The sequence below is a fragment of the Ilumatobacter coccineus YM16-304 genome (assembly GCF_000348785.1).
Lineage (GTDB): Bacteria > Actinomycetota > Acidimicrobiia > Acidimicrobiales > Ilumatobacteraceae > Ilumatobacter_A > Ilumatobacter_A coccineus.
The window spans coordinates 497,390-515,292 of record NC_020520.1 but is presented as its reverse complement, the minus strand read 5'-3'; the positions used below and the strand labels follow the sequence as shown (position 1 = coordinate 515,292).

Sequence of the window (17,903 nt, the reverse complement as noted above, 5' to 3'; positions counted from 1 at the left end):
CAAGGTTAGCGGCGTCTGGCGAAGCGACTCAGGTGCTCCGAACTCAGGTGGTTGGGATGACGTCTTCCCAGCGGACGTACCGAAGGCGCACGATGATGCGCCATTCGAGGCTGGTCGGCGCCCACTTGTCGGGATACGCCGACTTCGACGCGTCGAAACCGACGGTGCACGCCACGATCGCCAACGTCTCTTCGTTGTTGCGGAACTGGGTGGACGCGAGGATCTCGTCGGGATCCTTCGAGGTCACCACCCGGTCGAAGTACTCGTAGGTGTACTTGCGCTGGTCGCCGGTGAACAGTGCGACCTGGTCGCCCGGCACCATCGTGTGGATCTGACGCAGCGGCCCCTGTGCTTCGGTCCGGTGTGCGAACGTCGCAATGGCGTGCCCTTGACCGACGAGGCCGGTTCCGGTCCAGTGCCAGAAGTGCCCCGTGTCGACGACCGGCTCCGACTCGCCCGACAACACGTTGCGACCGAGGTTGAGGCGCGGCACGTTGATGTAATAGGGCGTCGGCGCGGCCGGCGGATCGGGGTCGGCAGGCGGGAAGTCGAGGTCGGGCTGGCTCGGACCGGCCGACGTGGCCTTGTACCAGCCCACCACGTCGCAGATCACGTCGCCGCCGGCCGACGAGTAGCACTCGACGCCCTTCGTGCTCACCGCGGTGATCGCATGGTTCGACAGCGTCTGATTCGGTCCGGTGACGTTGAGGTTCGAGACCTCCTCACGGCGCATCTGCGCACCGAGCAGCGTGAAGTAGCCGCGACCCATGGTGCGGGTGACCGCGAGGTTCATCGCGATCGCGCTGGCCTGCGACGCGTACTCAGCCGGAAGCGTGAACGCACGCGTCCACTTCGGCCACAGTCGCTTCTTGCCACCGTCGCCACGCCGAGTGTCGAGCAGGCGAGCCGGCTCGATCGGCACGAACTGGCCGGTCGTGGAACGTGACGCGCTCTCGCCCGTCATGAATCCGGCGACGTCGACGATGACGTGCGCGCCCGACTGCAGATACAGGTTGAAACCGAGTCGACCGTTCTCGACACCGAGCTTGACCATGGTGCCGATACCGCGGGTGGCGTCCTGCGCGACGTTGAGCGTCGAGGTGCCGGGATTCTCGGTACCGAACGGGTAGGCCGCGATGAACCCACGGTTCGCCTGCGTTGCCGTGATGTTGGCCGACACGGCTTGCGCATCGGCGTCGATGATGCCCTGGTCGCGCAGCGACGACAGGTCGACACGCACGACGGCGTCGGCCCCTGGCTTCGACGTGTTGCGCGTGTCGAGCGCACGCTTCGGCGTGGGCAGCAGCTTGTAGCGACCGGCACGAACCGGATCGCCGCCGGTCGGCACGTACACCCCGACGAGGTCGAGCACGATGTCGCTGTTCTGGTTCGACAGCACGTCGACGGCACCGCCGGTGCCGAGCTTGACCGTGACGAGGTTCGGCGACACGTCGCCGTTGCCGCTCATGTTGAGGTTGGCCGTGCCGGGCCACGCCGTGCCCGTCGGATATGCCGAGAGGTAGTTGCCCGCCGCCGACCGGTTGATGCCGACCAGCGTGAACACGGCCGCCGACGCGTCGGCGGGCACCGGATCATCAGACCCGGTGATGTCACGCCCCGTCACCTGCACGCGGATGACCTTGCTGTCGACGCGGGTGTAGCCGAAGTCGCCCATCTGCGGACGGGTGTCGACCAGACGTGTGGGGGTGACCACCTGGAACGAACTGAAGTCGGGGGTCGCAGCAGCGGAGGTACGCGGCAGCAGTGCAGCGCCAGCAACGGCACCCGTCGCTCCGGCGATGAACGTGCGGCGTCCGAGCGGGGTCGTCAACGCCCCACGGCCGTCGGCGGATTGGTCAGCCATAAGGCCCGTCATGTTACGACTCGCTACGCCGGACCCGGGTGATTTGGTAGGTCGAAAGTGCCGCAGCGGCCGAAACATTCAGGGAACTGACCCCGCCGAGCATCGGAATCGACACGATCGAGTCGCAGCGCTCGCGAACGAGACGCGACAGTCCGGCACCCTCGGCACCGAGCACGAGACAGATCGGCTCGCGAGCGAGATCGGTGAGTTCGAACAGGTCGTGATCGGCACCGTCGTCGAGCCCGACGATCCAGATGCCGTGCTCCTTCAGCTGCTTGAGCGTGGCCGGGAGACCGGGGATGAGCGCGATAGGCATGTGCTCGACCGCTCCAGCCGACGCCTTGGCCACCGTGGGCGTGACGTGCACGGCGCGGTGACGCGGGACGAGCAGCCCCGACACGCCGGCACCGTCGCAACTGCGGATGATGGCTCCGAGGTTGCCCGGGTCGGTCACGCCGTCGACGGCGACGAGGAACGGCGGAGCACCGTCACGACCGTGGCGCATCAGGTCGCCGAGTTTCGCTTCCGGGATGTCGGCGGCGAACGCGATGACGCCCTGCGGCGCATCGGTGCGCGCTTCGCGCTCGACCTTCGCCTTCGCGACGTACGCCACGGGGACGCGCTGCGCGCCGGCGATCATCACGATGTCTTCGACGCCGCTGTCGCCTTCGAGTTCGGCGCTGATCCAGATCTCGTGGACCTTGCGGCGCTCCCCCATCAGGAGTTCGCGGGTCGCCTGGCGGCCTTCGATCTGTCGGCCGCCCAACGACTTGGGTCCGCCCACCTTGTTGCCGCCGCCGCTCGACGGGCCGCGGGAATCACGAGGGCCACGGTTCGGGCCGCCCGACTTGGAACCGCCTCGCTTCGATCCGCCCGGCTTCGAGCCGGGGCGCGGCCGACCGCCACCTCGACCGCTCGCTCCACGTCCACCTGGCTTGTTCATTCGTCGTCATCCGTTTCGTTCGAGACCGCCGTGTCCGGCGCGCTGCGCACGAGCAGCGCGGTGGCGAAACACGCGATGCCCTCTGTGCGGCCGATGGCACCCAGTTGCTCGGCACGATTGCCTTTGATCGTCACGGGAGCACCGACCACGTCAGTCAATCGCTGTTGCATCTCGTTACGGCGCGGCGCCAACTTCGGACGCTCACACACCACGGCGCAGTCGATGTTGGCCACGTCCCACCCGTCGGCGGTGATCAGACCCACGACGTGCTCGAGCAGACGGATCGAATCGGCTCCTGACCACTCGGGGTCGGTGTCGGGGAAGTGCATGCCGATGTCGCCGAGACCGACAGCGCCGAGCAGCGCATCGGCGCAGGCGTGCGAGATCACGTCGGCGTCGCTGTGCCCCACGAGGCCCCGTTCACCGTCGAACACCGATCCAGCCAACACCAGCACGCGGCTCGGGTCGTCGCTGAATCGATGGATGTCGAAACCCTGCCCGACCCGGAGATCGTTCGCCGAGAAACTCACGACGACCTCCGACCGAGCTGATCACGAGTCCAGTCGAGATCGTCGGGCGTGGTGATCTTGCGGTTGGTCGCCTCTCCGTCGACGACCACGACACGCCCACCGACCGACTCGATCAGCGCGGCGTCGTCGGTCGCTTCGCCTCCCGAGGCGTGCGCCGCCTGGAGTCGATCGGCACGGAATGCTTGCGGCGTCTGCACGGCCACCAGTGTGCTCCGATCGGGCGTGTCGACGACGACACCACGTGCGCCCTCGATGTCACCGGGCGCCAGACCCGCGGCGTCGATCACCTTGATCGTGTCGGCCAGCGGCACACCCGGCACCGCCGCGTCGGCTCCGGCGAGCACGGCGTCGATCACGCGCTCGAACAGTTCGAGCGACGCGAGCGGACGGGCCGCGTCGTGCACACACACCACGTCGACATCGGCCGGAAGCGCTGCCAGCCCGGCCCTGACCGATTCGCTGCGCGTGGCGCCACCGGCCACGCCACCTTCACGCGCGACGTCGTCGGCCGGCACGACGAGCACCACGCCGTCGCTCGCGGCGTCGGCCGTTCGCCGTGCGTGATCGATCACGCGCAGATCGTCGAGTTTCTCGTACTGCTTCGGTCGTCCGAAGCGTTGACCACTGCCTCCACCGACGATGATCGTCCACACTTTGGTCTTGGCACGCGGCACGAGCCCGGAGGGTAGTACCGTGACGAGCGTCATGGCCCATGAAGAGATCCTCGCCCGAACCGACTTCTTCGCCGATGCCGATCCTGATGCACTCAGGGCCGTATCGGCTGCAGGTCATGAACGACACCTGATTCGAGGTGACGTCCTCTTCAACGAGGGCGACCCACCGGCGGCGCTGTACCTCGTGCTGCGGGGTCGTCTGGCCATCGCCATCGCCAACCCGATCGACCGGCGCGAGAGCGTCGTCGCCCTCATGGAACCCGACGACCTGTTCGGCGAGATGGGCATGCTCGACGACGGACCGCGCTCGGCGATGGCCCGTGCGCTCGAACCGACGACGGTGCTCGAGATCCCGTTCGAGCCGGTGCTCTCGATGTTCGACCAGTACCCGAAGCTGCTCTGGAACGTCACCCGGCTGCTCGCGCAGCGCATCCGCGTCACCGACGAAGCACTCGCCGACTCGGTGTTCCTCGACGTCACCGGCCGCACGGCGAAGCGTCTGCTCGAACTCGCCGACGGCGCCGATCAGTTCACGCTGCCGGTCACGCAGGAAGAACTCGCCGGCATGGTCGGCGCGTCACGCGAGCGCGTCAACAAGGCGATCGCCAGCTTCATCCGACTCGGATGGCTCGAGCAGCAGGACCGCACCTACAAGATCACCCAGCGCGACCGCCTCGAACTCCGCGCCCGCTGACCCGCTTGTTTCCCCTGGACCGGGACGAAAAGAAACAAGCGCTTGTTTCCCTCGGACCGGGACAAAAAGAAACAAGCTGTCCAGCGGTCGCACTGACGGAGCGGCGCCTCAGACGTCGCGGCGGTTGTTGATCACCACCGCCACGGCGACGAGCACCGCCACCACCACAGCGAAGAACAACCCTCCGCCCACGCGCCCGTTGACCAGGTCGTCGGGTTCGGCGACGGCGAGGGCGAACGCCGACTGGTACGGCAGGTAGCGAACCGGGTCGTCGACGCCGGCGATGCTCAGCACACCGCCGAGCACCGTCTCGATCAGCAGCGGCCACAGGATCGCGATCGACACGGCGGCCGGCGAGTTGCGCAGCAGCAGACCGAGCCCGTAGCCGAACATCGCCAGGATGCCGAACAGGAACGGGGTACCGACCAGCACGGCGAGGCTGCCGTCGTCACCCGAGATGCCGATGTCGCCGTCGCGCATGTTGAGGATGACCATGCCGACGAGGTACGAGGCCCAGACGACGATCACACCGATCAGGACGCCGGTGACGAGCAGCAGGATGGCCTTGGCGCCCCACACCTTCGTCCGGTCGGGCGTGGCCGCCAGCGTCGGTCGAATGGTGCCGTGCGCGAACTCCGACGTGATGGCGAGCGCCGACACGACGCTCACGAGCAGCCCGGCGACGATCGACGTGCCGCCCACGAGGTTGGCGAGGTCGGCGGCGCTGAAGAAGCGCGGCGACCCGGTCAAGACCCCGACCAGGACGGTGATGACGAAGACGAAGCCGCCCGCGATGCACCACAGGATGATGTGGAGCGGCACGGTGCGGAGCTTGATCCACTCGGAACGCAGCAGGTTGTTCACGACACGCCTCCGTCGAACGATCCGGTCTGCGGCGGACCGGGCGGCATCCCCGGTGGCGGTCCGCCGGGTGTCGGCATCCCCGACGGCGGGGCGGTCGGCGGCGCGGCGGGCGGCATCGACTGGACCTCGGGCACACCCGACCGGTACTCCTGAACGCCGGCCGTCGCTCGCAGGAACGCGTCTTCGAGCGAGTCGCGACGCACGACGAGTTCGTGCAGCACCACCCCGTTCGCCGCGGCGAGTGCGCCGACCTGCTCGATCGAGATGTTGGTGAGCGCGGCACCCGCAGCAGGGGCCGCCGGGTCGACGGGCCGGGCGCGAGCGCCATCGGCCTGGACGAGGTCGACGAGCTGCGCGAGTTGCGGACTCCGCACCTGCACCCAGGCGTCGGAGTGGCGCTCGACGAACTGGTCGACCGGACCCTGTTCGACGAGGCGACCCTGCCCGATGACGACGAGTTCATTGGCGATGAGCGCCATCTCGGAGAGGAGGTGGCTGCTCACGAGCACGGCGCGCCCTTCGGACGCGAGGTGCCGCAGCACATCACGGATCCAGCGGATGCCCTCCGGGTCGAGTCCGTTGGCGGGCTCGTCCAGGATGATCGTGTGCGGGTCGCCGAGGAGTACCCCCGCGAGGCCGAGGCGCTGGCGCATGCCGAGCGAGAACCCTTTGACCGGTCGACCGGCGGCGTCGGACAGACCGACCGTGTCGATCACCTCGTCGACGCGCTCGATGCCGATCCCGTTGGACGTCGCCATCCACCGCAGGTGATCACGGCCGCTGCGCGCCGGATGGACGTAGCCGGCGTCGAGCAGCACGCCGACCTCGTGCAGCGGGTTGGTGAGCTCGGTGTAGAGCTTGCCGGCGAAGCGGGCTTCACCCGACTGGGGCTGGTCGAGCCCGAGCATGCAGCGCATGGTGGTGCTCTTGCCGGAACCGTTCGGACCGAGGAAGCCGGTGACGCGACCGTCGTGGACGTCGAAGCTCAGGTCGCTCACCGCCGTGACGTCGCCGAACCGTTTGGTGATGTTTCTGACCTCGATCACGAGGCGACACTACGCCTCGGGCCGTGCGAAATGTTGCACATTCATATTGACGATCATCGATACGATTGGTAACGTATCGAACATCATCGATGGCTCACTCGAGCATCGAACCACGATCAGCCCGCCTGATCCGACACTGGAGACATCATGCGCCTACAACTCGCCCTCAACGTCAGCGACATCGACGAAGCGATCGACTTCTACTCGAAGATGTTCGACGCCTCGCCATACAAGACCAAGCCCGGCTACGCGAACTTCGCCATCGAGAACCCGCCGTTGAAGCTGGTGCTGTTCGAGACGGCCGACGGAGCCGACGTCGCCGACGGTGCGTTCATGCACCTCAACCACCTCGGCGTCGAGACCGAGACCGCCGACGAAGTCGTGGCCGCGGAAGCACGCATCTCGAGCGCCGGCATCGAGACCACCGGCGTCGAAGATGCCGTGTGCTGCTTCGCCGACAAGACCGAGACCTGGATGGAGTCGCCCGAGGGCGCTCGCTGGGAGTGGTACGTGAAGACGGGCGACAACGACCAACTCGAACACGAAGCCGTCGCCACCTCCTGCTGCTGACCGGCCTGCTCCCGGCGGCCACGAACGCCGCGCAGACCCTCACGACCCGTGCGGCTCGGAGTCGTCTCCGAGCCGCACCCAGATTTTCCTGAGTCGATGGTTGTCAACTTTCTGATGATGTGCTTATCATTGTTTTCACGTCGAGGCCATCAGGTTCCGACGACACAGACAGTACGACCCACGTGACAAAGGAGATGCAATGCTTGTCATGAACAGCCCATTCCGTGAGCTCGATTCGCTCTTCGACCAGTTGTCCGGGCGTGCAACCGCCAGCTCTGGCAACCCGATCCCGATGGACGCCTACCGGCGTGATTCCGACATCTGGGTCCACCTCGACCTCCCCGGCGTCGCCGCCGACAGCCTCGACGTCTCGGTCGAGCGCAACGTGTTGACCGTCACCGGCGAACGCAACTGGCAGCGCAACGACGACGACCAGCTGTACTTGGCCGAGCGTCGCCGCGGCACGTTCCGACGCCAGGTCACCCTCGGCGACGGACTCGACGCCGATGCGATCGAAGCCGACTACACCGACGGCGTCCTCACGCTTCGGATCCCGGTCGCCGAACAGGCCCAGCCGAAAAAGATCAGCATCAACAGCGCCTCCCCCAAGGCGTCTGCGATCGAAGCGAGCTCCACCTGACCCCTCGTTCGCTCATCCCCCTCTGAGCGAACACTCGACGACGCCCGGTCGTGCCGTGAGGCTCGACCGGGCGTTGCCGCGTCCGGGGAAACACTGGGCCCCGTCTCAGGGGCTTGCGTCGATCAGAACGTGAGTCGGACGAACGATCCGTCCGACATCGAGATCAACACGATGTCGTTGTTGACCACGACCTCGTTGGGATAGAGCACGTCGGACCATCCGGCGTCGTTGGGCTCCGGGGTGCCGAGATCGAGTCGTTGGTTGATCCACTCCTCACCGTTCGTCGCCAACACGTTGAGCTCCGGCTGCACGTACTCCATGTCGGCCGGCATCTCCTCGTAGGTGACCACGGTCGGCGGCGACACGTCGTCGGCCGACGTCTCCATCGTCTCCAACCGCTCGGCGGTGAACACGGTGAGCACATCGCCGGTCTCGGGCGACACGATCTCGACGGTGTCACCGACCTCGACGAGGTACTCGAACTCGGAGGGGCCGGCGTCGACGGTCTCCGACACGACGACGTCGCCGGTGAGGATGTCGGTCACCGTGTACGACTGCGTCAGGCTGTCGAACATCCCGTCGAGGACGTAGTCGTCGTTGCGCACCGACACCTCGAACGGCTCCATCTCGATGGGCTCAACGACGTCGTCGTACTGGTAGTTCTCGATCGAGTAGAGGACGCCACCGGCCGATCCGTCACTCCACGGCGAGAACCCGTCGGGAACCGACGGCTCGTCGACCGGCGACCACGTGAGCGTCGTCAGGTCGAGTCGGTGCACGTCGGTCGAGCCGTCCTCCTGCTGGAAGAAGCCGATCAGACCGTCGGGAACGGAGATGACCGTGCTGATCCAACCGAATGCGTCGGGCCGATCGATCTCGGTCCACGTCACCCCGTCGGTGGAGTGGCGGAGCACCTCGCCTTGCCGAATGAAGCCACCGTCGAAGCCGGTGATCGAGCCGTAGACGAGTCCGCTGATCGGGGTCGCCGTTGCATCGCCGCCCCACGGAGCCGACCAACTGGTTGCTCGCTGGTTGCCGCCATCGAAATGCGTGTCGATGCCGGGCGGCACCTCGGTGAACCCGAGCTCGCTCCACGAGAAGCGACGCTGCTCGCTCCCTCCGGTCTCGTCGTAGACGTCGATGACGAGACCGTCGGCGTCGTGGTAGATCCCCCAGCCGTACTGGCTGTCCATGAAGGAGCGATCGAAGTCGTCGGGAAGCAGCGCGTCGTAGTCGGCCTCCTGGTAACTCTCGATCGTCGCCACCCACCGGTCGTCGTTGACGCCGACGCTGCTGAGGTAGGTGTTCTCGTAGATGTAGTCGGGAAGCTCGGCGTCGTTCGTTGCGATTTCGGTGCGCTGCACCGACCAGGTCTCGAGATCGGTCGTGGTCTGCACGACGATGGCTGCAGCGCGCGGTGCGTGCTGCAACGGGGTGGATGTGGTGGTGGGGTCGAATGGCTCGTACTCCAGCGAGACCACGGCCAGCCGGTCGCCGGTGCTGAACACGCGCCGGTCGCCGTACTCGTCGAACGAGATGTCGAGGGCGATGTCGGTCCAGGTGATGCCGTCGTCCGACACCCGAGCGAAGGGCTCGGGCGGAGCCATCGGGACGGAGTAGATCGCTTCCGACACCTCCGGGTTGTTCAACACGACATCGGAGACCACGTCGTACAGTCCCGCTTCCTGCAGCATCGCAATGGCTTCGTTGATCGTCGGCGGCAGCCCGCCCGCGTCTTCGAAGAACTGGACGACCTCGGGCGGGAACGCCTCGTTGATCTCGTCGGGGAGTTCGGTCGGCAACGCCTGCTCGGCCTGGGTCTGACCGATGACGAGGAAGCCGTCTTTCCACGGGACCATCTGCTGATAGCTGCCCGCCACGAAGCTCTCGGCGGGAGCGATCGTCTCGGCGATGGCGGTGCCGGCCGAACCGACCTCGACGACCGGAGCGGTGACGGGTGCGGTGCTGTCGACCGGTGCGGTCACGGCAGGAGCGTCGTCGGCTTCACCGGTGGTGACGACCGGGTCGGTCGCGGGCGCCGACACGATCCGCTCATCGCCGTTCCCGTCGTCGCTCACGACGTTGGCCACCACGACGCCTCCGACCACGAGGGTGGCTGCCGCTGCGGTGCCGACGAGCGCGTTGCGACGCCGCCGGCGACGATGCACCGTGGCGCGAACCTCGCCGAGCGGGTCACTGAGCGACCCGATGTCGACGTTCTCGGCGGCGCCGAACACCGCGGCGCGAACATTGTCGGCGGCGTCGGGAGTGGTGTGTGCTTCGGGTTCGTTGCTCATCGTGATGTCCTTCTGAGATGACGGCGTTGTGGAGACGCTGGGGTCGGGTGTGAGATGGGTCTGGTCAGCGGTGCGAGTCGCTGCCGAGCGACGTGGCGAGTTCGTCGATCGCTCGGCTCAGCCGACTCTTGACCGTGCCGGGTTTGATGTCGAGGGCGGTGGCGATCTGTGCTTCCGACCAGTCGAGGTAGTAGCGGGCGACCACGACGGCGCGATGGTCGACCGAGAGTCGGGCGAGTGCCGGTGCGAGGCCGGGTTCGTGATCGCCGAACTCGGTGACCGCGCCGTCGAGCACCGATGCCGGACGGGCGACTTCGCGTCGTGACTTGCGGCGACGGGAACGAGCCCAGTTGAGGCCGACGCGGTAGATCCAGCCGGCGGGGTTGGCGTACTGCTGCACACGATTCCACCGCTGCAACGCTTTGGCGAAACCCTCCGACGCGGCATCGCGACCCAAGTGGTCGTCGCCGAGCGACACGGCGAGCGCACGGGCGATGCGTTCGTAGTGGTCGGCGAAGAACCCGTCGAACGTGAGCGCAACCGTGTCGAACGCTGAGGCGTCGGCGCTCGTTGCCGGCGCGGCCGACGACGATGACGATGCTGACGACGGTGCGGGAAGCTCGGACTCGGCCACGATCACACCCTCAAACGCACGAGACAGCTGGTTGGTTCCGACATTTCTCAACAATGTCAGTTCTGGGGAGTCAGCGCGCTGGCGAACCTGCTCCTTCGAGCGCGATCTGGATCTGTCGGAGCGGTCCGCCGTCGACGATCCAGCCGAGCCCGGGACGTGCAGCCACGAGCGGTCGCCGTGGGAGGTCGACGCCGAACACGTCACCATCGGCTCCCGTGCGGTTCGCCATGACGATGCCACAGCGGGCCTTGGCCACCTCTCGGGTCCAGTGGCCGTAGCCCGAGCGCACCGCGTCGGCCCGCGCTCCGACGATCAGGTCGACGCCGGGATGATCGCCGCGGGCAACGGCAGCGAGCGTCCCCCGAGCATCGTCGTCGACTCGGTGCGCGTCGTCGACCACCACGAGCAACCGTTCGTGTTCGGTCGCGGCATCCACCAACTCGGCGGCGGCGGCGACGGACGTCCGCCGATCGATTCGCAGCACGGCAAGCGGGTGCGCTGCCGTCCACGCCGCCACACATCGCTCGACCGTGGTGGTGACGCCGGTGCGCGCTGCTCCCACGACCAAGACGGGGTCGCCGTGCGGCACCGTCGGCCCGTCGGGAAACAGCGAGTCACCTCCGATCCCGATCGTCAACCTCACGCCCGACCCGTCGACGGCGCTCGTCCAACCACTCGACGCCGTGACGACGTCGGGCAACGTGCCGACCGCGGGTGGGCCCGACCCGTCTGCGTCGCGCGATGCGATCTCGGCGAGGCCGGCGGCGCCCACCGCCACCTGTGCTTCGAGGCCGCTCGACGCGATGCGCAAGCGGCCGGGTCGGCCGTCGCCCACCGGAAGCCGCACGCCGAGCGAGCGGGCGTCGGCAGGGTCGTCGAGATGGAAGACCCAGCGGTCGGCGACCGGCAGGGCCGCGGCGGCCGGCGTCGACCCGTCGGCCACGATCGCGACGACGCCGACGCCCAGGCCATCGTGTACGACGCGGCCGACGAGATCGTTGAGTTCGGTCCGCTCGACGTGCGACACCGCGGTCCGCAGCGCCGACCATCCGTCGATCATGACGACCACCGATGCCGGGTCGGCGTCGCGCGCTCCGCCCGACAAGCGTGCGTCGATCAGTTCGACCAGCCGAGCGAACAGCCGATGCAGCCGCTCGTGTTCGGTGATTCGCACCACCCCACCGCAGTGTGCGAGCGCGGCGAGCGCACCGAGACCGTCGTCGCCGCGCGCGTCGACGACGTACAGGTGCAGTTCGTCGGGACGATGCGTTCGACACACCGATGCCGCGAGCGAGATGAGCGTCGACGTCGTGCCCGAACCGAGGGCGCCGATCAACGCGAGGCTCCCGTCAACAGGCGTCCACCCGAGCACGCGCCGGGCCTGTTCGGCGGGGTCGTCCACCTGACCGATTCCACCGGCGAACGACCGGTCGGGAACCAAGGGGAACGGCAGCGGTTCGAGCCAAGGACGGTGCGGCTCGGCCAGGCCCGCCGATTCAGCGGCTGCCGCGATGCAGTTCGCCACCGTGTCGAGTTCGGTCGGCAACTCCTCGTCGGTGCCGTGTCCGACGGCGTGCTCGGCAACCACCGATGCGGTGTCGCATGCGCTGCGATCGGGCGCGCCGCTGCGACGCGTCGACGCAGCGATCGACAGCCCGCCGGAGGGTGCCGTCACGATCGGCCCGGTACATCGAGCCGACTGGAACACCACGAGTTCGTCGGGGCCGAGGCTAAGCGCCGACCGCCCGGGTACGCCCCGCGGGAAGCTCGCCGGCAGCGGATCGCCCACCACGTCGACGGCGTCCGCCCGATCGTGCAATCGGAGGGCGAGCCGAAGGTTCGTGTTGGCTCGGATGTCGTCGTTCACCACGCCTGCCGGGCGCTGCGTCGCCAGCAACAGGTGCACGCCGAGGCTGCGCCCGCGCTGCGCGATGTCGACCAGCGCCGCGAGGAAGTCGGGGAGCTCCTTGGCGAGTGCGGCGAACTCGTCGATCACCACCACGAGGCGAGCGATCGGTTCCACGTCGCCACGCGAGCGGTAGTCGGCCAGGTCGCTCGCCCCCACCCTGCGCAGCATCCGCTCGCGACGGTGCAGCTCGGCGCCGAGGCTCACCAGCGCTCGTTCCGCGAGCCCGTCGTCGAGGTCGGTCACCAATCCGACGGTGTGCGGCAGGTCGACACAGGCGTCGAAGGTCGAGCCGCCCTTGTAGTCGACGAGGACGACGTTGAGATGGACGGGGCTGACGTGCAACGCCAGGCCGAGCACGAGGCTGCGCAACAGTTCGCTCTTGCCCGATCCCGTGGTGCCCGCGACGAGACCGTGCGGCCCGTCGCGAACGAGATCGATCTCGACGAGGCCGTCGCTTGACCACCCGATCGGTGTTCGCGGTGCCGGGTCGTGGCCACCCGCAGCCCACCGGGCGAGCACGTCGTCGACGCTCGACGCGCCGGACGCGACGGACGCGACGGACGCGACGGACGCGACGGCCGAGGCTGCCACGTCGGCGAACGACACGGCACCGGGAACCCCCGAGACGTCGGCGTCGTCGTCTTCGGGATCGACGAGACACGCGAGTCGTCGCGCGACTCGATCGGCGAGGTCCGCGGTGATGCCGCAGACGCGCACGTCGACCGCGTCGTCGGATGCCGGCGTCTCGCCGACCAGGTGCGCCCGACCGGTGGCGCCGAGCCGGACGACGCGCCGGCAGATGGCCGGCACGGTCGCCTCGGTGTCGACGACCACGAGCGAAGCAGCGCCCGTCGCGGCGAGCATGCGACGCAGCGGCCCGGTTCGTGTGGTGAAGGCGGTCGGTTCATCGGTGACGACGAGCGTTCGGCGTCGCCCATCGATCGACGCCAGTTCGCCGGCGAGCTGTTCACGGTCGTCGGCACGGACGACCGCGCGACCGGCCGCCACCGCGTGCGGTAGCCAGTTGGTCCACGCCCACTCGTCGGGTGCCGAGGTCACGACGACGAGCCGCCAGTCGGCAGGCCCGACCAACGTCGCCAGCTGTGCGATCAGTGACCGCGCCGCGGCGCGACCCGAGTCAAGCGACCCGTGCAGCGCGATCACGTCACCGTCGCCGATCGACAGCGGGATCGACATGTGGGTGAGGTGACTCGCGGCATCGACAGCGGCACCGAGTTCGGGGTCGTTGCCGACGTCGTCGACCGGTGGCCGCCAGCGAGCCGTTCCGATGCCGATGGTCGCGGCCAGGCTCGGCGCTCCGTCGGCGGCGTCCGGCTCGCCCGAACCCGACCCGTCGCTGGTCTGCCGCACCGGAGGCAGCCGCGTCGACCAGACGTCGCCGCTCACGCCGAGCGCGAGGTCGAGCACCTCGTCCACACGTCGATGGCGGCGCTCGTGAACGACCCGGCGTGCCGCCACCAGCTCGTCGAGGGCAGTTCGAAACCGCTCGATGTCGCGCCGATGGTCGTTGCGCACGCCGCGTCGCTGTCGCGCCGCGACCGCGGCACCCACGCACCAGGTCGACAGTGCGGCGATCGCTCCGACGCCCGCGAAGACGAGAAACATCGGGTTGTTCATCACCGAGGCGATGACGATCGCTCCGAGCGCCGCAACGGCTGCGCCGACGAGCGAGGTCAGCGCCGGTCCCGGCCGCTCGTCACCGCGCTGCGGCGGGGTGATCGGCGCGCGGTTCCAGGTCGGAGCGTCGACGGGGGCACGCCACACCATCCGGCGCCACGGATCGGTCACGTGCGGAGCGATCGATCCACCGTGCTGACGAGATTCACCGAGCGATGGTCGTCGACCCAGCCGGAACTCGACGACCGACGCGCCGAGGATCACCCGGCAGCCGTTGCGCGAGATCACGGCACGAGCGGCCGGCTCGCCGTCGATCAAGGCGGGCACCGCCCCGGCCAGTTGTGTGAACGTCACGTTCGCATCGGCGTCGACGTCGATCAACGCGTGATGAGCTTCGAGCGCCGGGTCCGCGATCGCGAGGTCGGCATGCCGTGCGCGTCCGACGACGTGGCGTCCGACGGGGAGTTCGTGCCACGTCGAACACGCGGGCCCGGCGATGACCGCCACTTCCACCGAGCGGCGGGTCGACGCTTCCGGCTGTTCACCCTCGGTCGCGTTCGACGACGACACCTCGACCCCGTCGTCGACGCTCGCGGGTCTCTCCCGCGTTGATCCGGCTGCGGTGAGGTGCACGCCTCTCCGGATGGCGTCGGTGCGAGCGACGGGGCACGCCTGGTCGAGGTCGGTGCCGTCGACGCCCAGCGCGGGCACTCGAAGCGACGCGGCCAGCGACGCGACCGTGGTGTCACCGTCGAGGTGCGAGATCGTGACGAGGTCACCCGTCGGGCTGACCACGTCGAGCGGAGGGAGTTGTTTCTCGGCCACGACAGGTCAGTGGGTCACGAACCGGGCGAACCGGAAACGATTTTTCTGCGCAACGACGAAAAAGGGGCGCTGACCTGGTGCTGTGAAGCTCCGAGTCGCCCCTGTGAGGGGCTGAGAGCGGGCGGTGAGCCCACGGCTGAGCCGGTCGGTGAGCGGAGCGGTGATGGCGAATCGCGACGGTGCCTCCATGAGCAACTCCGCATCGTCCTGTACCCATCAGACCCGCCCGCCGAGGTCGCCACGGCACGCCTCGTCTGTCGTCAAGCGATCACGTCAACTCGACGCACTCGATGCCGACTGGCACCGAGCCAACCGGCGCCCCGCCAGTCTCCGCCGGGCACGTACCTGGCCCGATCTGGTCGACGACCAACGCGCCGCCAGCGCACTCGCCCAAGCGCTGCGAACCGCGAGCGATCTCGATGATCTGGTCGCCGCAACCGATCGACGCGGTCGCGCACGTGCTGGTCGGCGCCCCGAGCACGTCGCCGATCCCGACGAGGTGCTCGGTGCCCTCGTCACCGCGGCGCGCGCCGACGAACTGGCCGCACGGGTCGTGCTCCAACGCATTCTCCCCGGGGTCATCGCGTCGGCTCGGCGATTCCGGCGGACGACCTACAACGACGACTACACCGACATCGCGATCGGCGCGGCCTGGCTGGTGATCCGCTCGTTCGACATCGAGACACGGCGCCACAACGTCGCCGCCTCACTCGTGTCCGACGCCGTCTGGGCCGGGTTCCGCCGTGCGACCCGACGCAAGGCGTTCACCGAGATCCCGACGCCGAACGGCGTCTTCATGCGCAAGGCGGCGACCCCCGATCCGGTCCACCCGATCAGCGCGCTCGCCGAGACGGTACGCGCCGCAGCGCGGGCCGGCATCGCCGACGACGAACTCGAGGTGATCCGACAGCTCGCTCGCACCGGCTCGCCAGGACTGCTCGCACAGGAACAGCGAGTGACCCCGCGCACGATTCGCAACCGCCGCGACCGGGCCACCGCATCGATCCGCGCGGCGCTCGGACCCGACTGGTTCGAGTGGGACCATCAGCTGACCGTCGCGGCGTGAGTCAGTCGCGTTGCGTCCGACCGTTGAGGAAGTCGATCGACCGGACGACGTTGGCGGCCACGAATCGTTCGAGCTTCGGTGACGCGAGGAACCTGGCCGTCGCATCGAGCGGGAGCGTGGTGTCTCGTCGGCGGGCTTCGAGCGCCGCCGCACGTGACGTCTTGACGGCATGGGCGTGGACGATGAACGCCGTCGTCCCGTCGAGGTGTGCACGTCGTTGGAGTTCGTCGCCGTAGGCCACGACGTCGGCGGCGAGCGGCTCGACCTGTTCCGGCTCGCCCACGCTCGTGTGCCACTCGTGTCGTCCGGTCCAGTGCGCCTGGAACGCCGTGAACATCGCCAGTCGCAGCAGGTCGCCCGCCCGACGTCCGTCGTCGTGCGCCGCGAGCCACCGCACGGCATTCGGATAGGTGAGGCCGTGGGTGATGTCGAGCCAGCCGAAGTCGTCACCGAAGTCGAACTCGCCATCGAAGTCGTACCGGAGCATGCGCTCGCTGACGGCATCGACGACTGCATCGAGGAGACCGTCGATGCCTGCACCGTCACGCACGGCACGCACCGCCGCGGCAACCGGCGCGGTGCGGTCGGAGCCGAGGAGCGCCGACCGCAAGGTCCCGTCGTCGGTCCAGTCAGGCGTCGCGGCGTTGGCCGCCTCGGCGGCCAGCGCGTCGAGATCGAGTTCGGCGAGCGCCCGCATGAACGGCTTCATGTACGGCAACGTGTCTTCGCGCGTGCCGTAGACGATCGCAGGAGTGAGGTGCCCGAGCACCGCGTCGGCGTGCTCCCACCCGACCATCTCGAGGAGTTCGAAGGCCTTCTGCGAATAGATCGCGCCGTGGCCGTACGACAGGTGGTGATCCGACACGGCACCGCTGAACCAGTCGACGAGGTCGGCTGGTCCGTCGCCGCGAGCGACCGCCGCTCGAACGATCGCCTGCGCCGCGTCGAGGTCTTCTCGTTCGACGGCGGCACGGAACCCCTCGTGATGCACGACGCTCGCGTCGTTCGTCGGGTCGGGAAGCTCCCGAACTCGTCGATCCCGCGCGGTCTCGGCGATGCCGGCAACGCCCTGCACGAGGGGAAGCGCCCGCTCGTCACCGTCGTACAGATCGACCATGGCGAGGCAGTCGGTCGCCGAGGCGAGCGCGTGGTCCCACCCGTACTCGGCGCGCGGGAGGCCGTGTTCCGCCGCGTCCCACATGATCTCCGCAGGCTCGGCTCCCGCTTTGAGGAGGCGGACGGTGTCGCGAGCGATCTGACCGACGTAGTGCTTCTCGGTACCGCGCCGCAGACTCGCCATCAGCTGTGGCCGGAGCGATTGCGGGTCGGGCCGATTGAGCGTGACCCGGATCTCGCCGTTGGGGTCGACGTCGACGTCGTGCACGCGGACCGCTTCCTCGCCGAGCACGCAGGTCCCGTCGGTGACCTTGAACTTCCAGTTGTGCCACGCACACGTGAGCACGTCGCCGTCGAGGTTGCCCTGCGTGAGCCCGTAGCCCTCGTGCGGGCAGGCGTGGTCGAGCGCGTGGACTCCGGAGCTGGTGCGCACGAGGCACACGCGATGGCCGTCGACCTTGAGCATCTTCATCGACCCGTCGGCGAGGTCGGCGAGATCGGCCACGGGAGCCTGCCGAGCCTCGGCTTCCGGCTCGGCGTCGGTCGCGGTGATGTTCGGTGTTGCGGCATTGGGTGTTGCGGTCATGTCGGCA

General features: G+C 68.4%; 14 protein-coding genes. 4 read left to right on the top strand and 10 right to left on the bottom strand.

Annotation, left to right across the window (positions count from 1 at the left end; genetic code table 11):
* Positions 1 to 43: 43 nt before the first annotated feature.
* From YM304_RS02375 to YM304_RS02360, 4 genes are read right to left on the bottom strand one after another with little or no spacing between them, the layout of a single operon-like run.
* Positions 44 to 1,864, bottom strand: a complete 1,821-nt coding sequence (locus YM304_RS02375) for a sortase domain-containing protein (RefSeq protein ID WP_015440030.1) — start codon at positions 1,862 to 1,864, stop codon at positions 44 to 46.
* 13 nt (positions 1,865 to 1,877) lie between these two features.
* Positions 1,878 to 2,807 carry a 23S rRNA (guanosine(2251)-2'-O)-methyltransferase RlmB gene (gene rlmB, locus YM304_RS02370; protein ID WP_051071275.1) on the bottom strand — a complete coding sequence of 310 codons (930 nt, stop codon included), beginning with the start codon at positions 2,805 to 2,807 and terminating at the stop codon, positions 1,878 to 1,880.
* Positions 2,804 to 3,337 carry a 2-C-methyl-D-erythritol 2,4-cyclodiphosphate synthase gene (ispF, locus tag YM304_RS02365; RefSeq protein WP_015440028.1) on the bottom strand — a complete coding sequence of 178 codons (534 nt, stop codon included), beginning with the start codon at positions 3,335 to 3,337 and terminating at the stop codon, positions 2,804 to 2,806. Before ispF ends, rlmB begins: the two co-directional genes overlap by 4 nt.
* A complete protein-coding gene (locus YM304_RS02360) occupies positions 3,334 to 4,011 on the bottom strand; it encodes an IspD/TarI family cytidylyltransferase (RefSeq protein WP_015440027.1) in 678 nt (225 codons plus the stop codon). The genes ispF and YM304_RS02360 overlap by 4 nt, the downstream gene beginning before the upstream one ends.
* A 19-nt stretch (positions 4,012 to 4,030) precedes the next feature.
* On the opposite strand from YM304_RS02360, the gene YM304_RS02355 reads away from it, so the two are divergent.
* Positions 4,031 to 4,705: a Crp/Fnr family transcriptional regulator gene (locus tag YM304_RS02355; RefSeq protein WP_231897617.1), complete on the top strand. Its 675-nt coding sequence runs from the start codon at positions 4,031 to 4,033 to the stop codon at positions 4,703 to 4,705.
* A 108-nt stretch (positions 4,706 to 4,813) separates the two neighbouring features.
* Here YM304_RS02355 and YM304_RS02350 read toward each other — a convergent pair whose 3' ends face one another.
* Positions 4,814 to 5,569, bottom strand: a complete 756-nt coding sequence (locus YM304_RS02350) for an ABC transporter permease subunit (protein ID WP_015440025.1) — start codon at positions 5,567 to 5,569, stop codon at positions 4,814 to 4,816.
* A complete protein-coding gene (locus tag YM304_RS02345; RefSeq protein ID WP_015440024.1) occupies positions 5,566 to 6,615 on the bottom strand; it encodes an ABC transporter ATP-binding protein in 1,050 nt (349 codons plus the stop codon). Before YM304_RS02345 ends, YM304_RS02350 begins: the two co-directional genes overlap by 4 nt.
* Positions 6,616 to 6,762: 147 nt before the next feature.
* On the opposite strand from YM304_RS02345, the gene YM304_RS02340 reads away from it, so the two are divergent.
* On the top strand, positions 6,763 to 7,185 hold the full coding sequence (locus tag YM304_RS02340; protein WP_015440023.1) for an ArsI/CadI family heavy metal resistance metalloenzyme: 423 nt from the start codon (positions 6,763 to 6,765) through the stop codon (positions 7,183 to 7,185).
* Between the two features lie 199 nt (positions 7,186 to 7,384).
* Positions 7,385 to 7,825 carry an Hsp20/alpha crystallin family protein gene (locus tag YM304_RS02335; RefSeq protein WP_015440022.1) on the top strand — a complete coding sequence of 147 codons (441 nt, stop codon included), beginning with the start codon at positions 7,385 to 7,387 and terminating at the stop codon, positions 7,823 to 7,825.
* Positions 7,826 to 7,947: 122 nt separating this feature from the next.
* Here YM304_RS02335 and YM304_RS02330 read toward each other — a convergent pair whose 3' ends face one another.
* From YM304_RS02330 to YM304_RS02320, 3 genes are all read right to left on the bottom strand, one after another.
* Positions 7,948 to 10,122 carry a hypothetical protein gene (locus YM304_RS02330; RefSeq protein ID WP_015440021.1) on the bottom strand — a complete coding sequence of 725 codons (2,175 nt, stop codon included), beginning with the start codon at positions 10,120 to 10,122 and terminating at the stop codon, positions 7,948 to 7,950.
* A 64-nt stretch (positions 10,123 to 10,186) separates the two neighbouring features.
* On the bottom strand, positions 10,187 to 10,756 hold the full coding sequence (locus YM304_RS23600; protein ID WP_162142021.1) for a sigma-70 family RNA polymerase sigma factor: 570 nt from the start codon (positions 10,754 to 10,756) through the stop codon (positions 10,187 to 10,189).
* Positions 10,757 to 10,826: 70 nt separating this feature from the next.
* A complete protein-coding gene (locus YM304_RS02320) occupies positions 10,827 to 15,128 on the bottom strand; it encodes an FtsK/SpoIIIE domain-containing protein (RefSeq protein ID WP_015440019.1) in 4,302 nt (1,433 codons plus the stop codon).
* Positions 15,129 to 15,315: 187 nt separating this feature from the next.
* Between YM304_RS02320 and YM304_RS02315 the strand changes: the two genes are divergently transcribed.
* Entirely contained in the window at positions 15,316 to 16,194 is an 879-nt protein-coding gene (locus YM304_RS02315) for a hypothetical protein (RefSeq protein WP_154723273.1), read from the top strand.
* A 1-nt stretch (position 16,195) separates the two neighbouring features.
* On the opposite strand, the gene YM304_RS02310 is transcribed toward YM304_RS02315, so the two are convergent.
* Entirely contained in the window at positions 16,196 to 17,896 is a 1,701-nt protein-coding gene (locus YM304_RS02310) for a Rieske (2Fe-2S) protein (RefSeq protein ID WP_015440017.1), read from the bottom strand.
* Positions 17,897 to 17,903 lie beyond the last annotated feature (7 nt).